Below are 25764 nucleotides of genomic sequence, written 5' to 3'. Positions count from 1 at the left end.
AAGAGCGGGCTAAATTACGCGTTCTTCCTTGCTTTAATTGAGAAAACAAGAGGAGCTTGTTGTCTTTATAAAGTAATTGATACGCCTTACCAGAGACATACTCTAAGCCTAAAAAACAGTCATATGGGCTAAGAGGGTGCTTATCAGCAGACTCTATTGTTAAACCGGCCTGAATGAGCGAGTTTATAATGTCACTGTTTTCGACTTAGTGCCGTCACAATTTTTGGTATTGGTGATTAGGGGAAGATCAAGGTTATAAAAAGTAGACTGAGTATGGAGCTCAGTTCTTTTATTCCATGTACCTCTATTTACTTAAATATAATCCATTTCCCTTCATCTAATTATTTTCTATTGGGCATTATCTAAAAGTCAGAATAACACCCAATAAAAATTATAAATATTATATTTTTAGTTAAAATAAGCCTTTAGTCACATAGAGAACCTAGCTCAGCAACTGTTGTTTTCCAGTTCGATTTTTGATTATCATTTGAGAGAATAACAGAGCCAAAAAAGTTAACTTTCGGCTTTTCAAAACCACAATATTCGAGAGTATAGCGGCATAACTGTTCTACTACGGGCTTTGCTAGTTCCTGAGCGAGCTCTTGGGGTGTATCCATGGTTAAGATCACTCTCGCAGTTTTGTCAGTTAGCAGTGGCGTCGGCAATAAGCTGTTTTGTTCGAATTTAAAGGTCACACCGGGTAAAAATACGCGGTCGAAAAGGCCTTTTAGTTTAGCTGGTACACTTCCCCACCAAATTGGCGCAATAAGTACTAGATGATCGGCCCATTTAAGTGCATCAGTAAATGTGTCTAGGCATGGCTCGAAAGGTTGCACTTGGTCATAGCCGAACATCAGGTTAGGGTTAAAGTCCATTTCAGAGAGTTTAAATATGCGGATATTCGCCGCTTTTTTAGCTGTAAACTCATACGCACTCGTTAATGAATCAGCAAAGCTATGGGCTTTAGGGTTTCCGTTTAAAATGAGTATATTTTTCACAATTACTACCTCTATGTATTAGGAAATAATTGCAAGTCTAAAGCCTCCCCTTAACGGGAGAGTCAATCATTTTTTGAAAAACAAATAAATACGGTACATTAAATATATAGAATGTTATATGTAACGAAGCTGGTTTTTTCTTTTAACTCTTAGTAAGCCAGCGGAAGGATTTATGCAAAAAATCCACAGCGTTTTTCTCAATTAGCTCGCCATGGGCCATAACCAAAATTTCAGGCTGCCAGGCTAGCATCTGTTCAAAATGTTTTCTGGTCTTGGCTTTGTTAAACATAAAACTTAGACGCCAATCGATAGGTGTTTTTCCATCAGGGGCGATGATCCCAACGCCCTTGGCTATCCATTTTTGCAAAGGGTTAAAATTATCACCCGAAAAGTTTTCTACCAAATCAGTAACAATGAGTGTTTTAGAGCTTTTATGGAAAAACACACACTCTTCCATAAGAGGGGAGCCTGTAACTAAGACTTGGTTAATTTCATTTTGCCACTGCCACGCTAAATCGTCATTTAGGGACGCATCAAATGAGATATCGCTACGCTTTTTGATGACTTCATCAGTGCCATAGATTTGCGCATCTGGATATTTTGTTATCCATTGTGGTAAAAACAGGTGATGTAAATGATTTGGTGCAATAAGGTATTTGACCGAGCCTAACTGGTCTATTTGGGTTTTTAACGCATCACTTAGATAGATAGGACTATGAACCCACAGATCGCCATTTGCGAGTTTAATGACTGTCATTCGAGTTGTAAAAGGTAAAAAGAAGAACCTTACTGCTTCACCATCAAAAATCCAAATGTCGTTTGCTAACTTTTCCATATTATTCCTTAATTAGAATTTAAGTTATCAAAAAAAAGATTAGTTTATTGAAAATGTTAATTTAGATTGTACTGCTTGTTCTAGGTCTACATGAGATACTATAAACCCTCCACTAAAGGGGAGAGTCAACTAATTATTTAGCGTTAATAATCCCAACACATGAATCGATTTTGGCTATTTTCTGTTCTGTTTGCTCAATTTGAGCTTGCAAACGGGCTTTTAAGTGTACTAAAAACTCGCTTATCTCAGCCCAGTTTGCTTCCCCGTTTTCATATTTTATAAACCCTTTTAGCTCAGCTAGTGTAACCCCCAACAGTTTTGCTTCTGCGATTAACCTCAATACTTCAATGTGCTCATCGGTGTAAACACGGTATTTTCCTTGGCGTTTTGGGGGGACAATAAGCTCTTTTTCTTCGTAAAACCGAATAGCTTTAACAGATAAATTCGTTTTTCTTGCTACTTCACCGATAAACACCTGTTACTCCATCTATACATCGATATTATTCGTTATATTTAAATAAGCGGTTAGTTTCGCCTTTTTCAAGCTCTCAAGTTAAATGTGTTGTTGAATCGCGTATCAGTAATTCAGGTGTAAAAATATGCTCTATATTCGAGAGACTTTGTTTATATACTTGTTTTAACACCAAGTTGGCGGCCATGATCCCCATTTTCTCTACCGGGTTATCAATGGTAGTCAAAGTTGGGTACAAGTAATTTGTAAAATGAACATTATCGAATCCGACGATAGCTAAGTCTTTTGGTAGATCAAGCTGATGCTCTCGAGCATATTTCATTACACCAGATGCCATTTCATCATTTGCACAAACAACAGCAGTAAATTTTATGTTGTTGTTAAAGAAATGCTTTAAGCCGTTATACCCACCGGTTTCTTTAAAGTCACCGACAAATAGAGTTTGCTCATTAAAAGTAATACCGTATTCTTTAAGTGCTTTTTTGTGACCTTCTAGTCGATCAAATGCATCGGGTTTAAATAACGGGCCTGCAATGTATGTTATATCTTTATGGCCTTGAGCAAGTAAGTGCTTAGTTGCTAAATATCCGCCCATCACGTTATCCAGACTAATGCAGTTTTCTTTCATTTTATCTACATAGCGGCTGATTAAATAAATAGGGGTTTTACCTTTGTTTAATTTTACTAGATACTCATCACTAACAGCTTCAACATGAGCAATGATTGCATCGCAATTACGTGAAATTAAAAATTCTAAGCCATTCTTTTCTTTGTCTTCTTCACTGTGTCCCGGCGTAATAATGACATGTTTTCCGGCAGCTCTTAATTGAGCTTCGATAGCAGACATCATCTCACCAAAAAACGCGCCATCTAATTCAGACACTAAAATACCCACACTATTAGTGCAATTTGAAGCGAGAGAGCGAGCTATTGAATTTGGTTTGTAACCAAGTTGCTCCATCGCATCGAGGACTTTTTGTTTGGTTTTTTTGCTGACGTAGTCATTTTCATTTAACACCCGAGATACGGTTGATAAAGAAACGCCAGCGAGCTCTGATACCTGATAAATAGTTGCCATAATTACTGTTTTATATAAATCTTAACTGTTTAATTTACAGACTTGCACGCCTAATTGCCAAGTCTTCTGTTATTTTTTCTGTCATTTCAGATGTTAATGGATAAAAGGCCATCAGTGCCGCGGCTATTAGAGCAAACGCTGCTGGTAGCCAACTCATTAGTAGAATCATGCCATCGAGTGAGTGTGCAATGGTCGTTTCGTCCATTCCGTCATAGCCATAACTTGCAAGTACAACAAGCACTAAGGCTCCGGCAAATCCACCCCCCGTTTTTTGCACGAAAGTTCCTGCTGAATATATGAGGCCAGTGGCACGGCGTTTATTTTTCCACTCAGAATAGTCTGCACTATCCCCAAGCATTGTAAAAAACAGGGTAGGCATCATGGCTGCGAAGAATTCGGATAGACAACCCATAACAAAGATAAGGCTGAGGTTATCATTTGGCAGCCAAAAGAAACAAATGGTAAAGAAGGCACTTAGTAATAATGAAGCGATAAACAAAGTACGTTTACCCAGAATCTCAGCTAATTTTCCTGTACTTAACGCGCCGAAAATTGAGACGATTAATAAAGCTATAAAGTATTGGCCAGTTAAAAGCTCATTACCTACGTAATATTTAAAATAATAAGCGATAACACCATATTTAATGCCATTAAACATCATTGTTAAAAAGCCCATACCTAATAAGATCAGCCATGGTTTATTTGTAAGTAAATCAACCATATCTCGTTGAGTGCCACTTAGCTTACTATGATCGCTTGCAAGTAAGCGACGAATTACGACAGTCATAAAAATCATTGTTGCCGCAAAAAACAAACCGGAGTAGAGCTCGCGATAATAGAAAAATAATGTGATCGCCAATAAAGGAAGAATGATAAAAGGTAAGCTTGAACTTAAATCGGTTAACTCTGTTTTTAGTGAAACTTGCTTATTTATTGCTGGTTGAACACGCTCTTTTGTACTTGCAAACGTAATAAGCATAAGAAGAGTTAGTAAGGCGGCAAATACGTACATAGTATATTGGTAACCTTGTGCACTATCTCCTTGTCCAAAGTATGCAACTAAATCAGGTAAAAAGCCCATAACTAATAAGCCACCTGCAAATGCTCCGGCAAAGCGAAAGCCAGACAGTTTAGTTCGCTCTAGATCATCACCAGTCATAACCCCCATTAAAGCAGAGTAGGGTACGTTACTTACCGTATAAGCTAGAGTGAGCCCTATATAAGTGAAATAAGCATAAAATAGCTTAGCTGCTGGGCTTATGTCAGGTGTTGTGAAGCACAACACCATAAACAAGGCTAGAAAAGGAGTTGACCACAATATCCAAGGACGAAATTTACCGAAACGTGTTTGCGTCCGATCTGCAATCATCCCCATTATTATATCTGTCACGCCATCTGATAAGCGCACAACTAAAAAAAGTAACGCAGCAGCGGCGGCAGAAATACCAAATGTGTCTGTATAAAAAACGGCTAAATAAGCCAAAGCACCACGCCAAACTAAATTAGCGCCGGCATCGCCCATCGCGTAGCCTATTTTTTCGTAGATGGGAAGAGTGTGTTTTATCATTATTGTTGTCTTATTATCGGCGCGTGATTAACTGACTATATGCTTTACCACTTAGCTTTACTGTTCGTACTTGTGTATCGTAATCAACATGAACAATTCCGAAGCGTTTTGAATAACCTTCTGCCCACTCGAAATTATCCATTAAGCTCCATGCAAAGTAGCCAGCTACATCAACACCTTGTAATATGGCATCATTCACTGCATTTAAATGGGCATTATAATAGTCGATACGATCTTGATCGTTCACCTCTCCATTCTCCATTTTGTCCGCCATAGCTGCTCCATTCTCTGTAATATAAATTGGCGGCAAATCATATTTTTGATGCAAGGAGTCTAATAATTCGGTCAATGCAGATGGGTAAATTTCCCAACCAATATCTGTCATCGGCGCTTGGTGAGGCAGTTCATGGTAATAATCTGTATCACTTGCTTCATAACGCAGTCTGGTATAAAAATTTACGCCTAAGAAATCTAAAGGTTGGCAAATAATCTCCATGTCGCCATCTAGAATGTCAGGTCTGTGAGCGGGTGGCAACTGCTCTATGATGTCAGGGTAAGCTCCTTGCATTATAGGTTTCATATACCATTGGTTTATATAGTCATCAGCAAAAGCTGTTGCTGCAATGTCTGCTTCGCTTGATGATACGGAATAACATGGAGTAAAGTTAAGCACGATACCGTTTAACGACTCTGGGCTATTTTTAGTTAGCACCTTCATTGCTAAACCATGGGCAAGTAATAAATGATGAGCGGCTTTTCGGCCAAATTCACGGCCTTTGATCCCTGGAGCATGAACACCAATTTCATAGCCTAAATACGAGCTGCAGAAAGGTTCATTCAACGTTGCATATGAATATACTTTTCCAGATAGCTCTTTACTAACTAGATCAACATAATGAGCAAACTCATACGCTGTTTCACGATTTAACCAGCCTCCCTTATCTTCTAAGTGCTGTGGCAAATCCCAATGGTATAAGGTAACAAATGCTTTGATATTCCGACGCATTAATTCGTCTAAAATATTAATGTAAAAGTTAATACCTTCTTGATTTAAGGTACCGTCTAACTTTATGACTCTTGGCCAAGAAATTGATAGGCGATAGGCATCTACACCTAAAGAGTCGATTAGCTCAATATCGTCTTTCCATTTTTTTACATGCTCACAGGCGAAATTACCGTTTGAGTTATCAGCTATTTTTCCTGGGGTCGCACAGAAAGTATCCCAAATACAAGGGAGGCGCTTATCAGCAGCTCCTTCTATTTGAAACGAAGCCGTTGCAACGCCATAGATAAAGTCTTTGCTAAGCATTGTTGAGTTTTTTGGTAACGTGAGCTGAGTCATGTAAAGAAACCTTTGATAAACAAATGCAAGTAAATCTTGCAGCTAAATTTAAGTTGTTATGGTAGCGCTTTCATCTTTATGTATATTGCATGATTTGAAAGTTGTTGTGTTGTTTATGGTAGCGCTTCCATATTTAGGTTAGAGGCTATTGTCCAAACGGTCAACCGTTTATTTTGTTTAGCCTGAAAACAACCTAGGTAAGTCATTTTAATATTTAATAATTAATGAGTTAGTGTTAGGCTTTTTTTTAGTTATAGTGACAAATTAAGAGCTGAAAGTTGAGTGGTTAGATTATTTTCTCAGTTGAGTCATGGTTTTTACTTTTTAGCATTTTTACGCTAAGTGTTTTTAGTTATCACTAACCCTTGACGCCTAAAATCCTCATTAAGAGAGGCCTAATTCAGTTTGTAATTACTGTAAAGCGAGCGCTTAAAAGCGGCTTTACAGTAAATTTTATTATGCATATTTTAGCAACAATTGTATCGGCTTTACTGTGGGCTTAGTCATTTATTCGACAGTACTTGTTAATAAACTCTTTATGAGTTGGCAGTTGCGCTAACCGATGGGCAATTTGTTGTTTAATGCCTTGCATAAAGCGACCTAACTCTTGGTCATTCATTAAAGAAGCAACATAATGATATTGTTTTGGTTTAACACCTTGCCCAAGCATGACTTGAACCCAAGAGTCGACACGGAAAATATCGCCATCATCTAAAAATACTCGGCCAGTTTCTTTAAATAATGCGATTTTATGAGCAAGTGACTCAGGAATTTCCATAGCTTGGCAATGACGCCAAAATTCACTGTCTTGCCTATCCGTAACTTTATAATGCAAAACAATAAAGTCACGAATACTTTCGAGCTCTGACTTCAATTGCTTATTATATTCATCGATAGCTTGTTGTGTTACACCAGCAAAAGGATATAGGCGCATAAACCGAATGATACCGGTCATAATCAAGTGGATACTTGTTGATTCAAGAGGTTCTAAAAAGCCACTGGCAAGACCTAGCGCTAAACAGTTTTTGTTCCACCCTTTACGCCTACGACCAGTTTTAAATTTAATGATTTTTGGTTCGGTTAGGGTGTCTCCAATAAGGTTATCTAATAGTAATTTAGTTGCATCATGGTCATTTAAATAGCGGCTGCAATAAACTAAGCCATTGCCAATTCTGTTTTGCAAAGGAATTTGCCATTGCCATCCTGATTGATGCGCAATAGAACGCGTGTAAGGGAGAGGGTCTGATGTTCCTTTTGTTTGTACCGCAACGGCACTGTCGCAAGGTAATAAATGAGACCAATCTTCAAACCCTGTATGTAAGGCTTGCTCGATAAGTATGCCTTTGAAACCAGTGCAATCAATAAAAAAATCACCCGCTATTTCAGTGTTATTATCCAGCGATAAGCTTTTAATAAAGCCATTATCAGAATGTTTATTTACCCGTTCAATTTTACCTTCTATACGTTTGACGCCGAGGTTTTCTGAAAATGCTCTTAAAAATGTAGCATAGCGACTGGCATCCATATGAAATGCGTAATTAATTGGGTTTTGAGGGCTAATCCCAAATTTACCTTGCTTAGCTGCCTGTAGTTCATAGCAGTAATCTGCGAAATCATCGGTATTGCCCATTTTTTGCCAATGCAACCAAAAATGGTGGAACTCTCCAGCCCAACATTCTTTACCTGTCATACCGAAAGAGTGAATGTAATCACTGTTTGGCTGATGCCAATTCTCAAAGCTAATTCCCAGTTTGAATGTTGCTTGTGTGGCCCTCATAAATTCTTGTTCATCGATACCTAGCAATTTATGAAAGGTACGAATAGGTGGAATTGTTGCCTCTCCAACACCGACAGTGCCGATATCATCTGATTCAATTAAGCAGATTTTAATATCTTTATTTAGTAATTTAGCTAACGCGGCAGCTGTCATCCAGCCTGCGGTACCACCGCCAGCTATGACTACTTGTTTAATTTGTTGTTGTCTCATTTTGCCACCTTACTCCCTTTGTAATTGTTCTAATAACAGTCGATTAGTGGGTAGTTTTTGTAAGTATTGCGCAATCTTCTTGCGATTGAGTTGGTAGAGTTTTTGTGCCATCTGATATGTATGGTTATCAAGCTTTTTTGTTTGCTTGGTTTTGAAGCCCATGCCATAAAGCACGTATTGATAACTCGCAGAAGAAAAAATTTCTTCATTTTCTATAAAGTCAAATCGGCTGGGAGCTTGATATTGCCATAGTTCTAGCAAGCTCTGTAATTCACTTGGGATACTTTTATGGTGGTGGTTATCGGACCAATAGCTACTATCATCGCGACTACTCAATACATAATGTAGCTTTAGAAAATTGATGACTTGCTTCCAGCGGTACCTAAAACGTTTATTAAAACGTTTTCTCAACAACTGCATGTGTACTTGGTCTACAGGCATTTGTTCACTTAGCATGCTAATACTTAATTCAACCATTGCTAACGCCGAAGCTTCTAGTGGCTCTATAAATCCTTGCGACATTCCTATTGCAACACAGTTTTTATGCCAGAATACTTCTCTGTAACCAGGCGTAAAGCGTAATGTTCTTGTTTCAATATTGTTAGCTTGTTGAATGCCAACAGATTGTGCAGCATAACTTTTTAGTGTTTCAACAGCAGTTTCAACGTCACAATATTTATCACTAAATGTATAGCCAATACCGCGTCTAGTAGGTAATCCTATATCCCAAATCCAGCCAGCGGATTGTGCGGTGGATAAAGTCGCTGATGCAATATCTTGAGAAGGGCTTTCGTAAGGCAAGTGCGCTGCAACAGCAGTATTATTAAAAAGAATGTGACTTTGATCTAAAAATGGGATCTGGTAGTGCTTGGCTATTAACAGTCCTTGACTACCAGAGCAATCAATAAACAAATCACCGTTAATCACACCATTATTCTGAGTAGTGACACTTTCAATGTAGCCTTGAGCATTATTATTGGCGTGGAGGACATTATCGAGAATGCGTTTTACATTGAGTGTGTTTACACAATGTTTTGTGAGAAATTGTGCGAATTTATGGGCATCTAGGTGATAACCGTAATTTGTAACACCCGCATATTCAGGTGTATTCAGTTGTTTAGGCGCAAGGGTAGCTTGACAAACAAAGCTTTGCACGTTCATTGCATCGGCGTATTTTTGTTCAGAAAACAACTGCTGCCATGCTGCATGAACATCATACTCATTGTAGCCTTCAGGAACCATGAAAGGGTGATAATAGTTATCTGCCTGTTCTTTTCCCCGCCAGTTTATGAATTTTGAACCTTGCTTAAAAGAGGCATCACATTGCTGTAAAAAGTCAGTTTCTTTTATGCCAATTCGTTGCAATGTATGTCGCATTGATGGCCACGTCCCTTCACCGACACCGGAAATACCGATATCAGCAGATTCAATTAAAGTGATACTTTTATCTGGGTGTTCTTTGGATAGTAACCCAGCTGTAAGCCAACCGGCAGCTCCACCGCCAATGATCACAATATTATTAATTTTTTTGCTCATATGCTTACTTTAAATGTTAAAGCCGCTTCAATTAAGCGGCTTTATACCTATTCGCAATAATTGTTCATCTTTTAGGAAGTAAACTTATCGTAATTAGTCTACAAAAGAGACTCATTTAAACTAATTTAACAGTACTTTTGCCTTTTTACGAAATAGTTTCTAGCCCCAGTTGTTCACTCAAATATGCGAATAGGCATTTGGCTGTATATACAAAACGTAATATACATTTTCTACAGTAATAGGTTAGAAGTTATAACGTACACCTAAATTGTAGCGAGCCCCATTTTTGTCTAAATTCCATAACTGTGCTTTATATCGACCATGTTGACGGTTGTCTTGCTCAGTAATGTTAATTCCCTCTAAGAAGAAAGACAGTTGTTCACTGTAGTTATAAGCCACATTAAAATCGATTTGATAATATTCTTCAGTAAATGCGGGCTCATTTACATAACGCGCAGCATTATTTAAGAATTTATCACGCCAGTTATAGGCTATACGAGCTTGAAATTTATCATTCTCATACATTGCAATGAAGTTCGCAGTATCACTCAAACCAACTAATGCAAATTGCGTTGTTGTTGGGTCTGCTGCGACATTGAAGTCAACATCACCATTTACAATCGTATAGTTTGCCTGAAAACCAAAACCTGAATCACCAAAGAAATGCTGTATTGCAAGTTCATAACCATCTATCTTGGCGTCTTTGTTATTGGTAGGGACTTGAGCTGTAAAGTCCATTAACGGGTCATCGCTATTAGGTAAAATATCGTATGCGGCTTCAAACTCTTCATAAGACATTGAATCAAAAGCGACCCCATTTTCCATTGCAGCAACCATTTGGAATAGGTTTGAATCAGTGACAGCTAGACCTCTTGCTTCAAGTTCAGCTTTTGCTGCTTGTGCGCGAGGACCTGCAGATACATCTCGTAAGCCATAGTAATTTTGAGTCATAGGTGTTAAGCCTATGAAGTTATCAACTTTTTTATTGTAATAACCGACAGAAACATAGCTAACATCGCTGTAATACCACTCGGCTGAAACATCGATATTATCTGATTCAAGCGGCACTAAGCCTGGGTTACCAGTCGACGCAGGTGCATTGGTTGTACCTGGAATTAAACTAGGTCCAGTAGGCACTCCCACTGTCGCAGCAGAGCTTAAATTATCATAAGTAGGTCGTGCGATTGTTGTGCTATATGAGGCTCGAATTTTCACATCTTCAACTACGTTAATATCAAAATCTACGCTAGGTAAGAAGTGGTCATAATCAGAGCTTAGAGAATAATCTTGCTTATCAGTACCATATCGCACATTAAAGTCGTTGTTACCTTCCCAAGCAACCGCATTTGGTAAATCAATATTTGCTGTTGATGTGATATCAGTCGTTTCGTATCGAGCACCAACTAAGAGGTTAAATGGCATATCGCCAATCTCACCTTGATGTTTATATTGTACAAAGGCGGCTTGGATATCTTCTTTTATTGTACGATTTGTTGCAAAAGCGCCGTCAGCGGCAAAATTAAAGCCGTACTGGCTTGCTGCCCAATAACCAATTTCAGATGCGCTACCTGTGAATCCTTGATCAAACGAACCTGAGGTATTGTAGCCATCTAATTCACTTAAGAAGTTTGTAGGATCAAGGTAACCGTCTGGTAACTCTCCAGGGTTTTCAATCCCCCAGTTACCCATCGTATTACGTGTAAGAGATTGTAATGAATGACTTTCCATTGAACGTGATTCAATACCAAAATCAATCACGCCTGATTCGATTTCATATTTACCGAGCAAACGAAATTCATCAACGGTTGATTCTTGGCGTGCGAAGTTAGAGTCAAGAATAGAAGTACCTACATCATCTTGGTCTAATACGCCATTACAGTTTAAATTAGCACGGCTGCAATCATCAAAATCAATCACCATTGATGGTAATTTGCGGCTAAAGTCAACTTCTTGAGAGGCAACAACATTTGCACCTAATCCTGCATTTACCCAACTGCCGTAAGGCGCATCAGGTTCACTCGTTGCCTTTGAGCTGTGCGCATCAAATACAAAACTAAGTCGATCATTAACAAAGTATTCAAGGTTTAAACCAATCGAGTCATTTTTATTAAGCTGATTTAGCTCTTGTAAAGCTAAACCGAGATCTCGTGTGGATAAATCTCTGCGCTCTTCTTTATAGTAAATTGGAGTTTTAACTGCATTATCATCAAAAATTAAATGCGTTTTATAGTTATCCATCCAGATAGATTGCTCAGCTCGCGACTCAAAGAGCTCTTGTTGTGAGTATGTATAATCAAGAGTTGCTGTTAATGATTCAACAGGGCTGTATTGCAACGTTAATTGCGCATTTGTACGTGTTCTTTCACGATCCGCAATTGTATATCGAAGGTCTGAGGGCATTGAATAATACTGTCCCATAGCAGGTGCGTTTTCGATAACAATATCATCTGCAGATTGAGGGATCGTGCCGTCGTAAGCTGTTGTTCGCCACTCGTTTACAAAAGCTCCGGCAGCCGAACTATCTCTTTTTTGAACGCTTGCAGTAAGCGAAACCCCAAACTTAGCTTCTTCGTCTGTCCAACTAAAAATGCCTGAAATTTCGGGTGTAATATCATCACCTACACGATTTGTTGTGTCGTGCATGGCCTTAACACCAATATTCGTGATCAAACCTGGATTGTCTAAAGGACGAGCTGTATTGATATTGATTGTGGCACCAATACCGCCTGATGCGATATTTGCTTTTCCTGTTTTATATACTTCAACAGATTTAACACTTTCTGATGCCAGATTAGCAAAATCATAGGCACGAGAGTTTGGTGAGCCCCCGCCAGCAGGAAGTGAGGCGGCAGGCATGGTACGCCCGTTTAGGGTTACCATATTATAATCTGGACCAAAACCACGTACTGTAACTTTAGAGCCCTCACCATTACTGCGGTCTATCGATACACCTGTGATACGTTGTAAAGACTCTGCTAAGTTAGTATCAGGGAATTTACCAATATCTTCTGATGAAATCGCATCAACAACACCCGAAGAATAGCGTTTTAGTTGTGTTGATTCTTTGATACTACCTTTAAACCCTGTTACTTGAATTACTTCAATGTCGTCGTTGTGTTCAGACTGCTCAGCATAAGCTGATAAGCAGGTGCTAGCACCTAAAAGCAAAGATAAGCTGGAAGCTAACTTTGTTCTTTTAAAGTTATGGCTTGGCATCAGGTTTCCCTCGTTCTTTATCGTTGTTATTCATGCTATTAGAGCATGATATTGTTGTCGAAATTGATTATTTTTCAAATCTGGAAGCGCTACCATAAAGAGGTTGAAAACCGCCCTTATGAAAGCGCTTCCAGAAAAGAGTAGTGTGATTTGCAGTTTACGTCAACAGCTATATCAACAAATTGTTAAAAAAGTTGCGTGAAAATCGAACGGATATTGATTGTTATATTTAACGGGTAGTAGGGGATATTGATAATTTTAATGGGAGTCATATACAACTCCCATTAACTTAGTCATTTTTAATAAGCAGCCTATTCTCTAAAAAATGATAGTGAGGCTGAGATAAATATGTAAACGGCCAGTATTTTACTTAGTTATGCTAAAGCTACCTTGCATTATTGCCGAATGTCCCGGGGATGCGCAGAAAAAGATATATTCTTCTTTTGTATTTATAAGCGACGTTTTGAAAGATATCGAGGTTGATTCACCTCCCACGGCGGGATCGCACTTTGTAAAAAGGCTTTAACATCCGCCTCTTTTCTGATCTAATAACGCCCACATTGTCACTATCTACTTGTTAATTATGTCGTTATTTAGCCACCTTGAACTTGTGGAAGATAAGTGTTCTTTCATCAATCAACATCATGACCTTACTGATGTCTTATTTCTTATCATTTCGGCGGTTTTATCTGGTTGTGAAGGCTGGAAAGATATCGAAGTGTTTGGACACAGCAAGCTGTCTTGGCTCCGACAGTTCAGAGCATTTAAACATGGTATTCCAACGCGACATAGTATTGCTCGTATTCTTAAAACAGTGGAAACTGACTCTCTGATTTTGGCCCTGCTTAGTTGGGTTAACGAGCAACGAACTCAATCTGACAAGCCAATTATTGCATTTGATGGGAAAACTCTGCGTGGTGCCAGTAAAAAGCGTGAGGATAACTTACACTTGGTGTCCGCTTTTGATTGTGAATCTGGTTTAACTTTGTATCAGCGTACCGTAGAAAGTAAATCTAACGAGATCCCAGCAGTTAGGGCCTTATTAGATGTGCTCGATATTTCAGACTCTATCATCACACTAGATGCACTACATTGTCAGAAAGCGACACTCTCAGCACTGACTTCAAGAGATGCGGACTATTTGGTTCAGGTCAAAGCAAATCAGAAAACGCTTTATAAAGCAGTCGCTTCATGTTTTGAAAAAGCTTTTGAAGAAGAGGGAGATTTGCCTGAGGACGTACAAACCAGCAATGGGCATGGACGTCAGGAAACACGGATCACTTACGCTCTAAAAGCAGACAAACTGCCTAAAGAGATAAAAGAAAAATGGCCAGGGCTTACTTCGTTGGTCGCAGTCGAAAGGCACAATAAGTCCGACTCAATAATAAAAATAGACACGCACTTTTATGTTACTTCTGTCGAGCCAGATGCACAGATGTTGCAGAAAGCAATCCGCCATCATTGGCACATAGAAAATCAGCAGCACTGGGTGTTGGATGTCGTCTTTAAGGAAGACGCTTGCCAGATAAGCGAGCCGATTTCGGCGGAGAATATGGCGCTGTTCAGACGGGTTGTTCGCAACCTGGTAAAACAGCACAAAGGCCGTAAAGACTCGATACGCAGTAAGTGTGTTAGGGCTAGTTTTGACGATGAATTCAGGGCTGAGCTTATCTTTGGTTAATACTTGTTAACAAAGTATGCTCTCACCCTGATTCACCTCCCCCTATAACTTTAGAAACAGCGATTGCTCTAGAGTCATTTGGCTTTACATAGTTATTCTCGAAGCCGGCTTCATAGCTATCATTTGTTAATCCAACTAAATCCTCTTTTTTTGAGATAACCAAATTATGTCCCATTAAAGTTGCTGGTAGCTTGCCAGAGTTTTTTAGGTTTATAGTAACGGAAGTACAACTAGCAGATACGTTTATTTCACTTTTAGAAAAGTGCATTTCGTTTGTGGCTTCTATATTCACAATGCAATTATCTTGAGCCAAAGCAGGAAAAATAAAGCTTGCAAAGAAAAGAACTAATAAGGTGCTGCGGATAGACATTGAGCCTCCAGTTAAATGTTAAGTTATTTAGGTTTGAACTTATCAAGTAACGCTTTAACTCTCTAACGAGTAAATTAAATCTAATCAATTGATAAAACAGATGATTTAGAGCTATTTTTAAAAATTAAATGCTCAATAAAAGTTGGTTTCACATTATGAAACTATAAGTCAGCAAGGTAATTCATTAAATAACAAGTACTTAGCTTTTCATAAGCCATATAATTCACCAAAGACGGCGCGTGTCTTAATTTGTTTCCTCACTACTCTATGCTTTGCTGGATCAAGGTCGCTCTAGATATGAATGTAAGGCGAGGCTTGGGGGGAGGAGTAGCGTGCAATTGCTTTTTGATTATTAAAGCTACGAAACATATAAAAAGTGATCTTTTATATCGTAAGAGCAGTATAAAGACTCTTTGATCAATATTTGAATCTCAGAATTAATTTATCTGTCTTCTAATTAATCGTTCAACCTAATGTACTTCTAATCACCATTTTTATTTGTACGATGATACAAATATCTTCATGAGTTAAGTTCTTAATTTAAGGAACATATTAAATGTGGTTTACTAATCGTAACCTGTTATCCGAAAATACTTACTTAAAAGAGCAAGCAGCGGAATATGAAAATATACAGAAAGATCTCAAAAAAGAGATGCTGTACTTTTTACTGAGTAAAAATAGCACCATCATTGAAGTTAATGAGCTATTTGCAGCTGCATTAGACTCTAAAGTTGATGAGTTAATAGGGAAAAACTTTAATGATTTGATTCTTAAAAAATCAATTAATAAGCCACATACACAAAAACTACTTTTGGCAATAAATAACTTAAACCACTGGCATGGCGCCTTACAATTAAAAACTAAAACAGATCGTGAATTGTGGCTAAGAAGCATTGCACAACCAATTAATGGTGAGCTAGCCGTTTACTCTGCAGAACTCACAAGAACAATTTCTCAATCAAGAGAAAAAGAAGACATGCTTGCTGCTCTAAGTCGCTCTTCCGCAGCTATTGAGTTTAGCTTAGAAGGCATAATACTCAATGCAAACGACAATTTTTTAAATGCTATGGGTTACTCTCAAAGTCAAATTCTAGGAAAACACCACAGTATGTTTTGTGACCCACATGAAGTTGAGTCGAGTGCATATAAGCAGCTTTGGTCTGAGTTGAAGCAAGGGCGCTTTATTTCAGATCGTTTTAAAAGGATTGATAGTCGTGGTAATGAGGTATGGCTTGAAGCCTCATATAACCCGATTCATGACGACAATGGTGATTTATATAAAGTTGCTAAGTTCGCGACTGTCATTACTGAGCAAATGAGAAGAGAGCAAGCTATTTCTCAGACTGCAGAGATTGCTTTCGATATCTCAAAACAAACAGACGCAGATGCTGAAAATGGTTTAGAGGTTGTAAAGCAAACAATATCAACTATGAACGCTCTTTCTAAGAAACTCGAAATAGCGAGCGAAAGCATCAATAAGTTAGATGTACAGTCAGCTAAAGTAGCCGAACTGGTTGATAGCATTAAAAGCATTGCAGACCAAACGAATCTATTAGCACTTAATGCTGCAATAGAAGCAGCAAGAGCAGGGGAGCAAGGGCGCGGTTTTTCAGTTGTGGCTGATGAAGTAAGGCTATTAGCATCAAGAACAAGTACCGCCACTGAACAGATAATAGGCGTTGTGACTGAGAATAAAGTACTAACACAAGATGCGGTAACTCAAATTAAGTCTAGCTTAGTAGAAGCAAAAGATGCATTAGAGTTATCTAATAGTGCAGGCAGTGTAATCGATGATATTCAAAAAGGTGCAAAAGAAGTGGTTGAGGCCGTAGGGCAATTTAAAACGAACCTTTAGCTAAAGGGATATAGAATAAGGGAGTAGTGTGCTACTCATTTTTATTTGAAGTAGGCTTGGTAAAAGCCTTGCTAAATTTTATTGAGAGTATCTTTTTGAAACTTAATTATGAACTAATTAAATTAAGGCATCAGCAATTCCATGACCTTTGAGCTATTTGGTCGGTAAATCTTTTCTATATTGCTGTTACCCTCACTATATTGCCAATTACCTAGAAAGTCGTAATCAAGCAGTTCCTTAAAAAGTTAACAACTCGGTTTTGAGTTGTTCTCTTTAAGTGACCTATAATACTCATTATCTAATTCCTTTTCGAGTCGTTAACGAATACCGTTAACATGCTTTGTTCATGCTCGGCTATTTGAGCTTCAGTCCACTCGCTAGCAGTATTCATTAGCTTAATCATTTCATACAGTTTTAGAGTATCGATGCTTTTATCAGCAATGGCGGCTTTAAAGTGATCGCGTTTAGCAGTTGGTTGTAAGTTACTTAATTTTGAATTTTTACTGTGACTTATCAGACACAAATTACCAAATAGATGCAGGTCTGCATCGGCTAGCATACGGTGCCCATCAAGTGGATGCTGAGGATAAAAGTGTTCAACAGAGCTTCGAAAAGTAAATTCAAACTGAGTAATTACATCATCTTTCTTTTTTTGAAGACCATCACACCACAACAAATAATCGAGATAGTTAAACACTAAATTATTTTCAATCACTCCATAATGGAGCCTACCCATAGCTTGCTGGTTACTTAAATCAAATGCTGAATAACTCTCGTTTTTATAAATCATTTGATAGTAATCAGAAGGCGATTCACTTAAAAAACGACCATATACAAATTGGCGAGCTAAGTGTTCGAGCTTTTGTAAATAAAGACGAGGCGTAATTTCATCCATATTGAATAAATGGAACAATGCACCATTTAACCAATGTTTATAAACCAATGTCGGAGTGGAAACATGCAATGCACTTAACAACATTAAGATCTGACGATTATTACCTTCAAACCCATCTTCGCTTTCTAACTCATTGTTATCATTAAATGTATTGATATAACTTTGGCTATCTCTATTGTAAAAATGCAGCCTCTTCAGGCTCCACTTATCTTTACCGTCACTAAATTCACGTTTTAAAATGTATTGATCAAAAAGGTATTTGCACTTGAGTAAGGCAAATACAAATTCTTTAACAGCATTAACTTTGTCATTACTGTTGTCTTTTAAATAGGCATCAAATTGCTCTAGCAAGCGCTTATCATCCAACGCTATTATTTTATTAGTTAAAACACCTTTGTTTAATATGCTAAGCACATGAAGTAAGAAGTTAGAAAAATTAATCACGCTATTAAAACGCTCTGGTGTTAGCGTTATATCTGCGCTAGAAGAGGACTGGGGTGGCTTTGCTAATATCTCATTAAGCGTCAGCGATATAGTTTGGGTGTGTTCGCTTATTTGAGTAGTTGCGTCGCCAATGCTTGCGGCTAAATCAGCGTAGCACGTTGGTGTAAATTGCCCCCAATCTTCTTTTCCAAATATAATGTGCCTTTCTTCTGGGCTAAAGCCATATTGAACGTAACGCTCCATATTCGCTGCTGCGTTCCATACTTTTCCGAGTAGCTGTATACTCTGTTCGCGCTCATCGGAGTCATTAATTTCATTTAATACTGACATTAGCCTAGCTTTGACGACTTCGTGCTTTTCGAGCTGTTCACCACGATTATTCATTACTTCAAAGTAATGATTTAAGTCGGTATCTTTTGGAACTGATACACGCGCTATTTCTACGTTTTTGAACAGGTACTTGCAAAAAACTTCTAGCTTATCACCCAGAGCCAATAAACCTTTTTCAAGTAATGTATAACCATTTATGAGATCTTGATTATATTCATCCGTTATTAAATACTTTATAGAATCACGATGAAACAATCTGTCAAAGGTTACTGATGATTTTTGTCTGCTTTCAAAATTGAGGTTGGGTGCATTGTACCAGCCCATATCAACCGTCGATTTGTTTGCAGAAGATAAGCGTTTGAGAGCAAAAGCTAATAACGTGAGCGTTGTAAAACGTTGCTGCCCATCAATCACTTCAAAGTAGCCATCATCACGCTCAAACACCACCAGTGTGCCAATATAGTAAGTTTGGTTAGGTTTGTTTTGCTGATAGTCCAATACGTCTTGGATTAATTGGTTTATTTCACCTTCACCCCACGCATAGTTTCGTTGGTACATCGGGACTAAATAGCGGCTTTTATCACAAAGTAATGCTTTAACGCTAAAGCTGGTTATTGCTTTACTTACAGTTCCATCATTGTATTGCAGGTCTGGTGTTTGCGTATTACTCATAGTAATTCATTTCCTTAAACAGCTTTGTGATCTCACTCAGCTTGGTACCCTTACAATCAGATGCTTTCAATGTGCCTAACGGCCAATTTAAAACATCACTTGGTTGCACCGCTTGTTTTATAAGTTCAAATACATTTTGTGTAAGAGCGTGTTTATCCATGCGCTCTATTCCCACGACTTGCATTTGTAATCGGCAGCTATATGCCCAAATAAACAGCTTCTCTATCGCTTGCGAAAGCTGGTGTGCGCCAAACTTATCTAGATAAAAAATCACTGCACAATCAAATAGAGTACGTATATAACCATCCCCAGTGCGGATTCGAGAGCTGTAGGTGTTTAGAGTATGTAGAATCTTACTGGCTAATGGTTCTAATTCGTGATCCAATATGCGAATAGTGTGGATTTTGTCTTCACTATTTTTAGCCTTATGTTTGCCACTTCGCTCATCGCTGACTATCTCATTAATCTTATGTTGATAATGACTAGTCATTTCAAAAAAGCGTCTGCCATTTATGATCATCTGATCTAAATGGAAAGGAAAACGCATATGTTGGTGATCAATATGACGCTGATACTGCCCGTTATAATCATCAACAAAATGGTGAGCTATACGAAGCGGTTCTACATAGGGGTAAAGTCCAACTTGGTCAAGATTCACACCTTTAAATAAACCGACTTTTGATTTATTAAAATATTGCGCTGACTTACCTTGTGCCCAGTTGCGAATACGGAACAAATAGTTGGCAAATAGACGAGCCAACTGTTCACTTTCTAAGCTTTCCCAATGTCGTACCGAGTCAGCTTTAAGTTGACTTTCGCTTTGTGAAAATTCACGTAAATGAAACGCTTTTAACAAATCGTGAGGGTCTAGATCTCGGCCTCTGGCATTTTGTGAATCAAAAAACTGAAATGCCTCTGAAACATCATCTAAGACAAAGGTGACAACTTCACAGTGATTTAATAAAAAGTCGATATCAGCTTCTGTAAAGTCACTTCGAGCAACAGCGCGTTTGGCCGCCATAAAGTTTTGATGCAAATTTCGGTGCGAAATATCACTATTAAAGGCTTGTCGCCCTAAGAAAGCATTTATAGGCTTAACAAGTGAGACAAGCGTGTCTTTTACATCTTGCCGCTTTATTTCGGAATCATGGACCTTATAGTTTAACCGCTCATCTATTAAAGCCTTCACCAAAAGAACCAAGGTAAGCGTTCGCTGTTGCCCATCAACAATATCGAGCTGTGCTTGTTTGGTTTCTGAGTCAGAATGCTTGTGAAATACCACAGAGCCTAAACGGTATGCCGATTTCTTTCGGTATACCTTTAAATCACTGAGCAAATCAGCCAAGTTTGTTTGCGACCATTTATAAGGCCGCTGATAGGCTGGAATAGAGAGGTCAGGTAAAGAAACTAAAGTCTTTACCTTTATAACTTGCTTGTTAATGCTGTCCATAGACATCAATCCTTATTCTTTTTCAAACGTCAAGCGTGTATAGCCTTTGAGTAGCTCTTGCATCATTCCTTGTTTAATTTGGCGGGTTTTCGCTAAGCGCTTTTCAAAAGCTTGGATTCGTTATCCATATCTGACAGGATGGTGGCGATAGCGGTTTGCTCTTCTTTTGATGGTAATGTAATCAATATATCAGCAATCATTTGTCTGCGAACAGAATCAACAGAAGACTTTGCAGTCATAGGCATAATTCAATCGTAGAAAAAGTTACTGAATAAATATAAAAGTAATAACTGTCTAATCGCTCACCAAAGTTATGTTTTAGCTACGAAATCTAAGCTCTTTTGCGATCTCAAACACCTCATCAGTCACTTCTTTTGCTCGGTAGCCTTTCCCTTCCGGCTGACAAACAAATTTGAGTGAGTCTCGAATAGATATAGGTTTTTCAGAGTAGTCATCACCAATGATAAAGTTTTCTGCAAAAGGCGCGATTGCGTTTGCAAAAGAGGAATTAATTTCATCTCTAGATTCGAAATCCACATTTTCAAGAGAAATCATTGCACCTATTATCGCTGCATCTATCATTGTACCTTCAAGCCAGTTACAAGATGAAGCATATCCCATACACCATCTAAGGCCAGACTCTTGAATATATGTTTCCATTTCAATAGTTTTCTTGCCGATGAAGCATGAACCAAATAGAAGTCCTGTAATGTTTTGTTTTTTTGATATGTAGGAAACTTCAGCGAGGATATGCTCTACGTTTACATTACCAATTTTATTTTTATAACCATGAGCAGCAACATAAATAATGGTATTTTTGAAACCTTCTCTTGTGATGCAATCTAGTGCAAAATCAAAGCTTTTTTTATCGTAAAAATTTGCGTGGAATACTTCGGTATCACCAGTATACTTCGCGATACCTTGCATGAAAGGAACGACTGAACTTCTGTTGTTGTCTTTTTCATCTAGCCCCCATGGAGACTCTAAAACTAGAATTGCATTTGAGGAACTACCCGTCCTTCTAATAATTGCCATATTAAATTCCTTTAAAATTAATCATACTTGATTCATATTGTAAAATAACAAAATTTTTATCATTTACAATTGTTTTTAATTAGGTTTTTTGTGCAGATAAACCTAAAGTATTCTTTAAGTAGTACACAAGTTATATCCTGAAGTAGGCCTTGTTGATCAAATGCAGCTCTCTAATAAACTCACTTAACTTACTGATATTTAGGCAGACCAAGGGTGTTGATCTTATTTAGCGCCTTCACTTTGATCATCGCTTCAACCAGTTGGCGATTGTAATCACGCGCATTTAGCTTAGCCCCCATCAACTGTTTAAAACGGTACATCGCTGTTTCTGCTAATGAGCGCACATGATATCCACTGAGCTTTTTCCATTGTGCGATTCCTAACTTATTGCACAACATGACAGCCTCATTGCGTGGATGCTTATCAGTCCACAGCCGTGCATTCTCTCTCGGCGGGATAACAGGTATCGCGCCTTTTTCAGTTATTTCTGCATAGCAGCGGCGGCTATCATAAGCACCATCAGCGCTCACTCTATCTATACGCCGACGTAATGGTCTTATCAAATCTTGGAGGGTCTCGCCGTCGGTGACGTTACTGAGCGTCATTTGCGCCCCCACAATATCATGCGTGTTGGCATCCACCGCAAGGTGCAGTTTTCGCCACTTTTTTCTTGCCTTTACGTGGTGCTTCTGTGCATGCCATTCACCTTCGCCAAACACCTTAAGTCCTGTGCTATCAACTACAATATCTACAAATCCAGTGGTGCGGACTTTACTGCGAAATTTAATATTCAACTCAGCACTGCGCTTACACAGACAACTGTAGGTTGGGGCTTCAAGCGGAAGCTTCATCAAAGATAATACCGATTGTGTGAACCCTTGTAGTGCCCTGAACGACAAGCCAAAGACAGCTTTGAGTGTTAAGCAAGTTTCAATAGCAAGATCAGAGAAATGATTAGAGCGGCCACGCCCGCCGTGAGTACATTCGTTATACCAATGACGCGTTGCTTTTTCGTCAAACCAGAAGCGAATATTACCGCGGTTAACGAGGGCTTGATTATAGTGAGACCAGTTTGTGATTTTGCTCATTGTTGTTGCACGGGCTAGTAGGATATAGATGATCTGATCACAGGCTGGCAAGATAGTTCAAACTTTTAGGAAACAACGCCCCTGAAGTATTAAAATTACATGATCTCCCAGCGCCATTTAGCAATTCTAGAGCTTGTGCCTTCAAAGCCAAGCTCTATCACTATTATCCAACTGAAACAAAAGCTTTTTGATAGTGGCTTGAACCTCTCCACACGCATGTTGCAACGCGATCTTCAGTCTTTATACGAACAAGGCTGTTTTGGCCTTGAAAAAGATACGCGAACAAAACCTTATGCATGGTCTATTAGTAAAGAGTGGCGAGGAAACTCCCCGATACTCAGTACAGAGCTTGCTCACCATTACTTATTGCTTGAGCAGCTTCTGCCACAGAATATTCCTGTAGATATTAAACAAGCAATTCATGCTAAAGCTGATATTGCATTGCAGCGACTAAATGGCATCAAACCTGAATGGTTAAACCTAAAAAGTAATAGCTCGATTAAGGTGAATCTCGACAGCAAGGTTGTTGAACAAATCGAGCATGCAATAAAACATAATCGTTCAGCAAGTGCTGAGATTTATCGCGTTTTATATGATCAGGCACACTGGTTAGCTTTTCCTGAACTTAGTTTCTATGGTCTTGAAGAAGACAACGGAATTCTTATGGCGCAGTTTATGGTAGGGACGCTGCATGACAAGTGCTATCAGATGCCGGTTTATCGTATTCGTAATGTGAAAGTATTACAAAAGACACGGCGTGAACCAAGTTTAGAGCAGTTAAGCTCATTAAGATCTGCAATTAATAAAGGAAAGCGTCAGGACAGTATTAACTTGATTATCAAAGTGCCGTGTCAGTCTTCATTGAATCATGGGTTTGTGCAATTTGGTGAGTTAATAGAGCAGAAAAAGTTAGATGCTAAAACATCACTGCTTACATTCAATGTGCAGGACACTGAGCAATTAACAAGTGAATTGTTTAGAGCATCACATTGGCTTGAGGTAATAGAGCCTCAAGCTGTACGCAACAGAGTCATCAAAAAACTAAATGAGGCTTCAAACACTTATAACTTGTGATTTTCAGATGCGTCAAAAATTGACGCACCTTGTTGTTATGCTCTTTAAAAAATGAGGAGCAATGATGTTTGAGTTAGTTGAGAATTTAGATGGCTTGTCTATTGGCATATTTGGTATTGGTGGCTGCGGTTGTAATACCGTCAATACTATTTTTAATGAGGTTCAAAACCCGCAAACTAAGTTTTACTGCGTTAATACTGATAAGGTTGTATTAGAGCACTCTCAAAGTGATGATTTTGTGTTGATAGGTGCTGAGCTTACAAACGGCTATGGCGCTGGCGCAGACCCAGCAATAGGGTTACTCGCCGCACAAGAAAGTGAAGAGCAATTATTAACGCTTATCAAAAGTTGCGATATTCTCTTATGCGCAACTGGCTTAGGAGGTGGCACTGGCACAGGAGCTAGCCCATACATAGCTAAGTTAGCCAAAGATCTTAATAAGCCTGTAATCTGTATTGCAACATTACCCTTTACCAGTGAGGGGGATTTCAGGCGAAAAGTAGCTGAGCAAGGGCTTGATGAATTAAAGCAGTTCGCTAATGCTGTTGTCACTTTACCAAATGATCAACTTATTGAGGTGCTTGGCAATGACATTGGCTTATTTGATGCCTTTAAGCACAGCAATCAAATTTTACATTCTTTAATTAGCTCACTCATTGATATGCTGTGTTATCAGGGATTAATTAACGTAGATCTGCGTGACTTTCAAAGAGTAATGGACGCCCAAGGTGATGCTGTATTGGGGGTTGGAAAGTGTGCAGATGAAAGCGATTTACAAATGGCTCTTACGCAAGCTCTGAGTAACCCTCTGGTTAGCAGTGTTGATATGAGCACAAGTACAGGTGTTATTGTACAAATCAATTGTGTTGATGAGATCTCATTAGGCAGTTACAACACCATAATGGATACAGTACGTCATCAAGTTAGCCCTAACGCAGTGGTTATTTGTGGTGCTTCTAAAATTACGAGTCTGGCGAATAACTTTGAAATACTCATCATAGCCACAGGTGCAAAAAGTCAGTTAATTCATGCCAAAAACATAGATGAAACAATACCTAAAGTAGAGCAAACAACAAAAGCTAAAGCTGTTGTATCTAGCCAAAGTGATATTTTTGATATTCCGGCTTTTATACGTAGTCAATCACCAGCCCCCTCTGGTAAGTAGTTTCACAGGGTTGCCACCAATTTAGCTCTGCGTATCTGTGCTTAGTTATTTGGTAGTATTTTATTTGTTCTAAATACTACCAAAGCAATTGTAATGAGGATCAGTATAGAACCTGACATTTGTATCTAGTAAAGAAAAATTAGCTTTTATCTCTTTAACTATATGTTTTTTAAACAAGCTTTTGTCTAAGTATACGTATGAGGTATTTTGATCAACATTAAAAACAACTCGACCTCTGGGAAAGTTGTAGTAGTCAGTGTTGTCTAGCATTAAACCAAACAATTGATAAATATTATTATCTTCCCACTCAACTTGGTGTTGCAGCGTGCTATCAATAAATCCAAGTTTATCTGGCTTTAAGTCGATAGCACTTTGAGCTTTAAAGACTAATGTGTTTTCAGCAAACCAAAAGATGCCAACTTTACTATTCATGAAGGGCTCCTAAATTTATTTTTCCCGACATTACTCGGTTAAGCCCAATTTAGAACCCTTCCTCAGTGCTCATTTCTGCGAAAAAATTTAGTTTTTATATAGCGCTTGTTATTGCCACTGGTATGAGTAAGCAAGTTCTAGATGTTATAAAACCTCTCGCTTATCTCATCACATAACTTAGTTAGATAGATAGTCTCAGTGCATTAGTCCTGTAATATCGGATTAGAGAATCTTAACTACTT

General features: G+C 38.5%; 20 protein-coding genes. 4 read left to right on the top strand and 16 right to left on the bottom strand.

Going from position 1 to position 25764, the window contains the following annotated elements; genetic code table 11:
• Positions 1–425 precede the first annotated feature (425 nt).
• The 9 genes from J8Z25_RS18365 to J8Z25_RS18325 all read right to left on the bottom strand — a co-directional run bounded on the left by J8Z25_RS18365 (position 426) and on the right by J8Z25_RS18325 (position 13031).
• Positions 426–998, bottom strand: a complete 573-nt coding sequence (locus tag J8Z25_RS18365; RefSeq protein WP_250662308.1) for an NAD(P)H-dependent oxidoreductase — start codon at positions 996–998, stop codon at positions 426–428.
• A gap of 142 nt (positions 999–1140) precedes the next feature.
• Positions 1141–1833 (bottom strand): DUF4336 domain-containing protein, encoded by a 693-nt coding sequence (locus J8Z25_RS18360; protein ID WP_167657430.1) that lies wholly within the window; start codon positions 1831–1833, stop codon positions 1141–1143.
• Positions 1834–1966: 133 nt separating this feature from the next.
• Positions 1967–2308: a MerR family transcriptional regulator gene (locus J8Z25_RS18355; RefSeq protein ID WP_250662307.1), complete on the bottom strand. Its 342-nt coding sequence runs from the start codon at positions 2306–2308 to the stop codon at positions 1967–1969.
• Positions 2309–2381: 73 nt separating this feature from the next.
• Positions 2382–3383, bottom strand: a complete 1002-nt coding sequence (locus tag J8Z25_RS18350) for a LacI family DNA-binding transcriptional regulator (protein WP_130052850.1) — start codon at positions 3381–3383, stop codon at positions 2382–2384.
• 34 nt (positions 3384–3417) lie between these two features.
• Positions 3418–4950 (bottom strand): MFS transporter, encoded by a 1533-nt coding sequence (locus J8Z25_RS18345; RefSeq protein ID WP_250662306.1) that lies wholly within the window; start codon positions 4948–4950, stop codon positions 3418–3420.
• 13 nt (positions 4951–4963) lie between these two features.
• On the bottom strand, positions 4964–6292 hold the full coding sequence (locus J8Z25_RS18340) for a GH1 family beta-glucosidase (RefSeq protein WP_250662305.1): 1329 nt from the start codon (positions 6290–6292) through the stop codon (positions 4964–4966).
• Between the two features lie 499 nt (positions 6293–6791).
• Complete coding sequence (locus J8Z25_RS18335) at positions 6792–8279, bottom strand: tryptophan halogenase family protein (protein ID WP_250662304.1); 1488 nt, start codon at positions 8277–8279, stop codon at positions 6792–6794.
• Between the two features lie 9 nt (positions 8280–8288).
• A complete protein-coding gene (locus J8Z25_RS18330; protein ID WP_167657434.1) occupies positions 8289–9815 on the bottom strand; it encodes a tryptophan halogenase family protein in 1527 nt (508 codons plus the stop codon).
• A 243-nt stretch (positions 9816–10058) separates the two neighbouring features.
• On the bottom strand, positions 10059–13031 hold the full coding sequence (locus J8Z25_RS18325) for a TonB-dependent receptor (RefSeq protein WP_130052845.1): 2973 nt from the start codon (positions 13029–13031) through the stop codon (positions 10059–10061).
• 583 nt (positions 13032–13614) lie between these two features.
• Between J8Z25_RS18325 and J8Z25_RS18315 the strand changes: the two genes are divergently transcribed.
• Entirely contained in the window at positions 13615–14712 is a 1098-nt protein-coding gene (locus J8Z25_RS18315; protein ID WP_250661038.1) for an ISAs1 family transposase, read from the top strand.
• A 22-nt stretch (positions 14713–14734) separates the two neighbouring features.
• Here J8Z25_RS18315 and azu read toward each other — a convergent pair whose 3' ends face one another.
• Positions 14735–15082: an azurin gene (azu, locus tag J8Z25_RS18310; protein WP_250662302.1), complete on the bottom strand. Its 348-nt coding sequence runs from the start codon at positions 15080–15082 to the stop codon at positions 14735–14737.
• A 556-nt stretch (positions 15083–15638) separates the two neighbouring features.
• Here azu and J8Z25_RS18305 point away from each other — a divergent pair.
• Positions 15639–16937 (top strand): methyl-accepting chemotaxis protein, encoded by a 1299-nt coding sequence (locus J8Z25_RS18305; RefSeq protein WP_250662301.1) that lies wholly within the window; start codon positions 15639–15641, stop codon positions 16935–16937.
• Between the two features lie 298 nt (positions 16938–17235).
• On the opposite strand, the gene J8Z25_RS18300 is transcribed toward J8Z25_RS18305, so the two are convergent.
• From J8Z25_RS18300 to J8Z25_RS18280, 5 genes are all read right to left on the bottom strand, one after another.
• Positions 17236–19278: a DUF262 domain-containing protein gene (locus J8Z25_RS18300; RefSeq protein WP_250662300.1), complete on the bottom strand. Its 2043-nt coding sequence runs from the start codon at positions 19276–19278 to the stop codon at positions 17236–17238.
• Complete coding sequence (locus J8Z25_RS18295; protein ID WP_250662299.1) at positions 19271–20728, bottom strand: DUF262 domain-containing protein; 1458 nt, start codon at positions 20726–20728, stop codon at positions 19271–19273. Before J8Z25_RS18295 ends, J8Z25_RS18300 begins: the two co-directional genes overlap by 8 nt.
• 92 nt (positions 20729–20820) lie before the next feature.
• Positions 20821–20967, bottom strand: a complete 147-nt coding sequence (locus tag J8Z25_RS18290) for a restriction endonuclease subunit S (protein ID WP_250662298.1) — start codon at positions 20965–20967, stop codon at positions 20821–20823.
• Positions 20968–21046: 79 nt separating this feature from the next.
• Entirely contained in the window at positions 21047–21763 is a 717-nt protein-coding gene (locus J8Z25_RS18285) for a hypothetical protein (RefSeq protein WP_250662297.1), read from the bottom strand.
• A gap of 188 nt (positions 21764–21951) precedes the next feature.
• Complete coding sequence (locus J8Z25_RS18280; RefSeq protein WP_055022332.1) at positions 21952–22851, bottom strand: IS5 family transposase; 900 nt, start codon at positions 22849–22851, stop codon at positions 21952–21954.
• Positions 22852–22950: 99 nt separating this feature from the next.
• Here J8Z25_RS18280 and J8Z25_RS18275 point away from each other — a divergent pair, with 99 nt between their 5' ends.
• Positions 22951–23925 (top strand): WYL domain-containing protein, encoded by a 975-nt coding sequence (locus J8Z25_RS18275; RefSeq protein WP_250662296.1) that lies wholly within the window; start codon positions 22951–22953, stop codon positions 23923–23925.
• 61 nt (positions 23926–23986) lie between these two features.
• On the top strand, positions 23987–25090 hold the full coding sequence (locus J8Z25_RS18270) for a cell division protein FtsZ (RefSeq protein ID WP_250662295.1): 1104 nt from the start codon (positions 23987–23989) through the stop codon (positions 25088–25090).
• A gap of 69 nt (positions 25091–25159) precedes the next feature.
• Here J8Z25_RS18270 and J8Z25_RS18265 read toward each other — a convergent pair whose 3' ends face one another.
• The gene (locus J8Z25_RS18265; RefSeq protein WP_250662294.1) at positions 25160–25522 is read right to left on the bottom strand and encodes a hypothetical protein; all 363 of its coding nucleotides are present in this window, start codon (positions 25520–25522) and stop codon (positions 25160–25162) included.
• Between the last annotated feature and the right edge of the window lie 242 nt (positions 25523–25764).

The organism is Pseudoalteromonas sp. SCSIO 43101 (assembly GCF_023650775.1).
Lineage (GTDB): Bacteria > Pseudomonadota > Gammaproteobacteria > Enterobacterales > Alteromonadaceae > Pseudoalteromonas > Pseudoalteromonas apostichopi.
The sequence above is the reverse complement of the archived record's forward strand: the minus strand, read 5'-3'. Positions and strand labels throughout refer to the sequence as shown.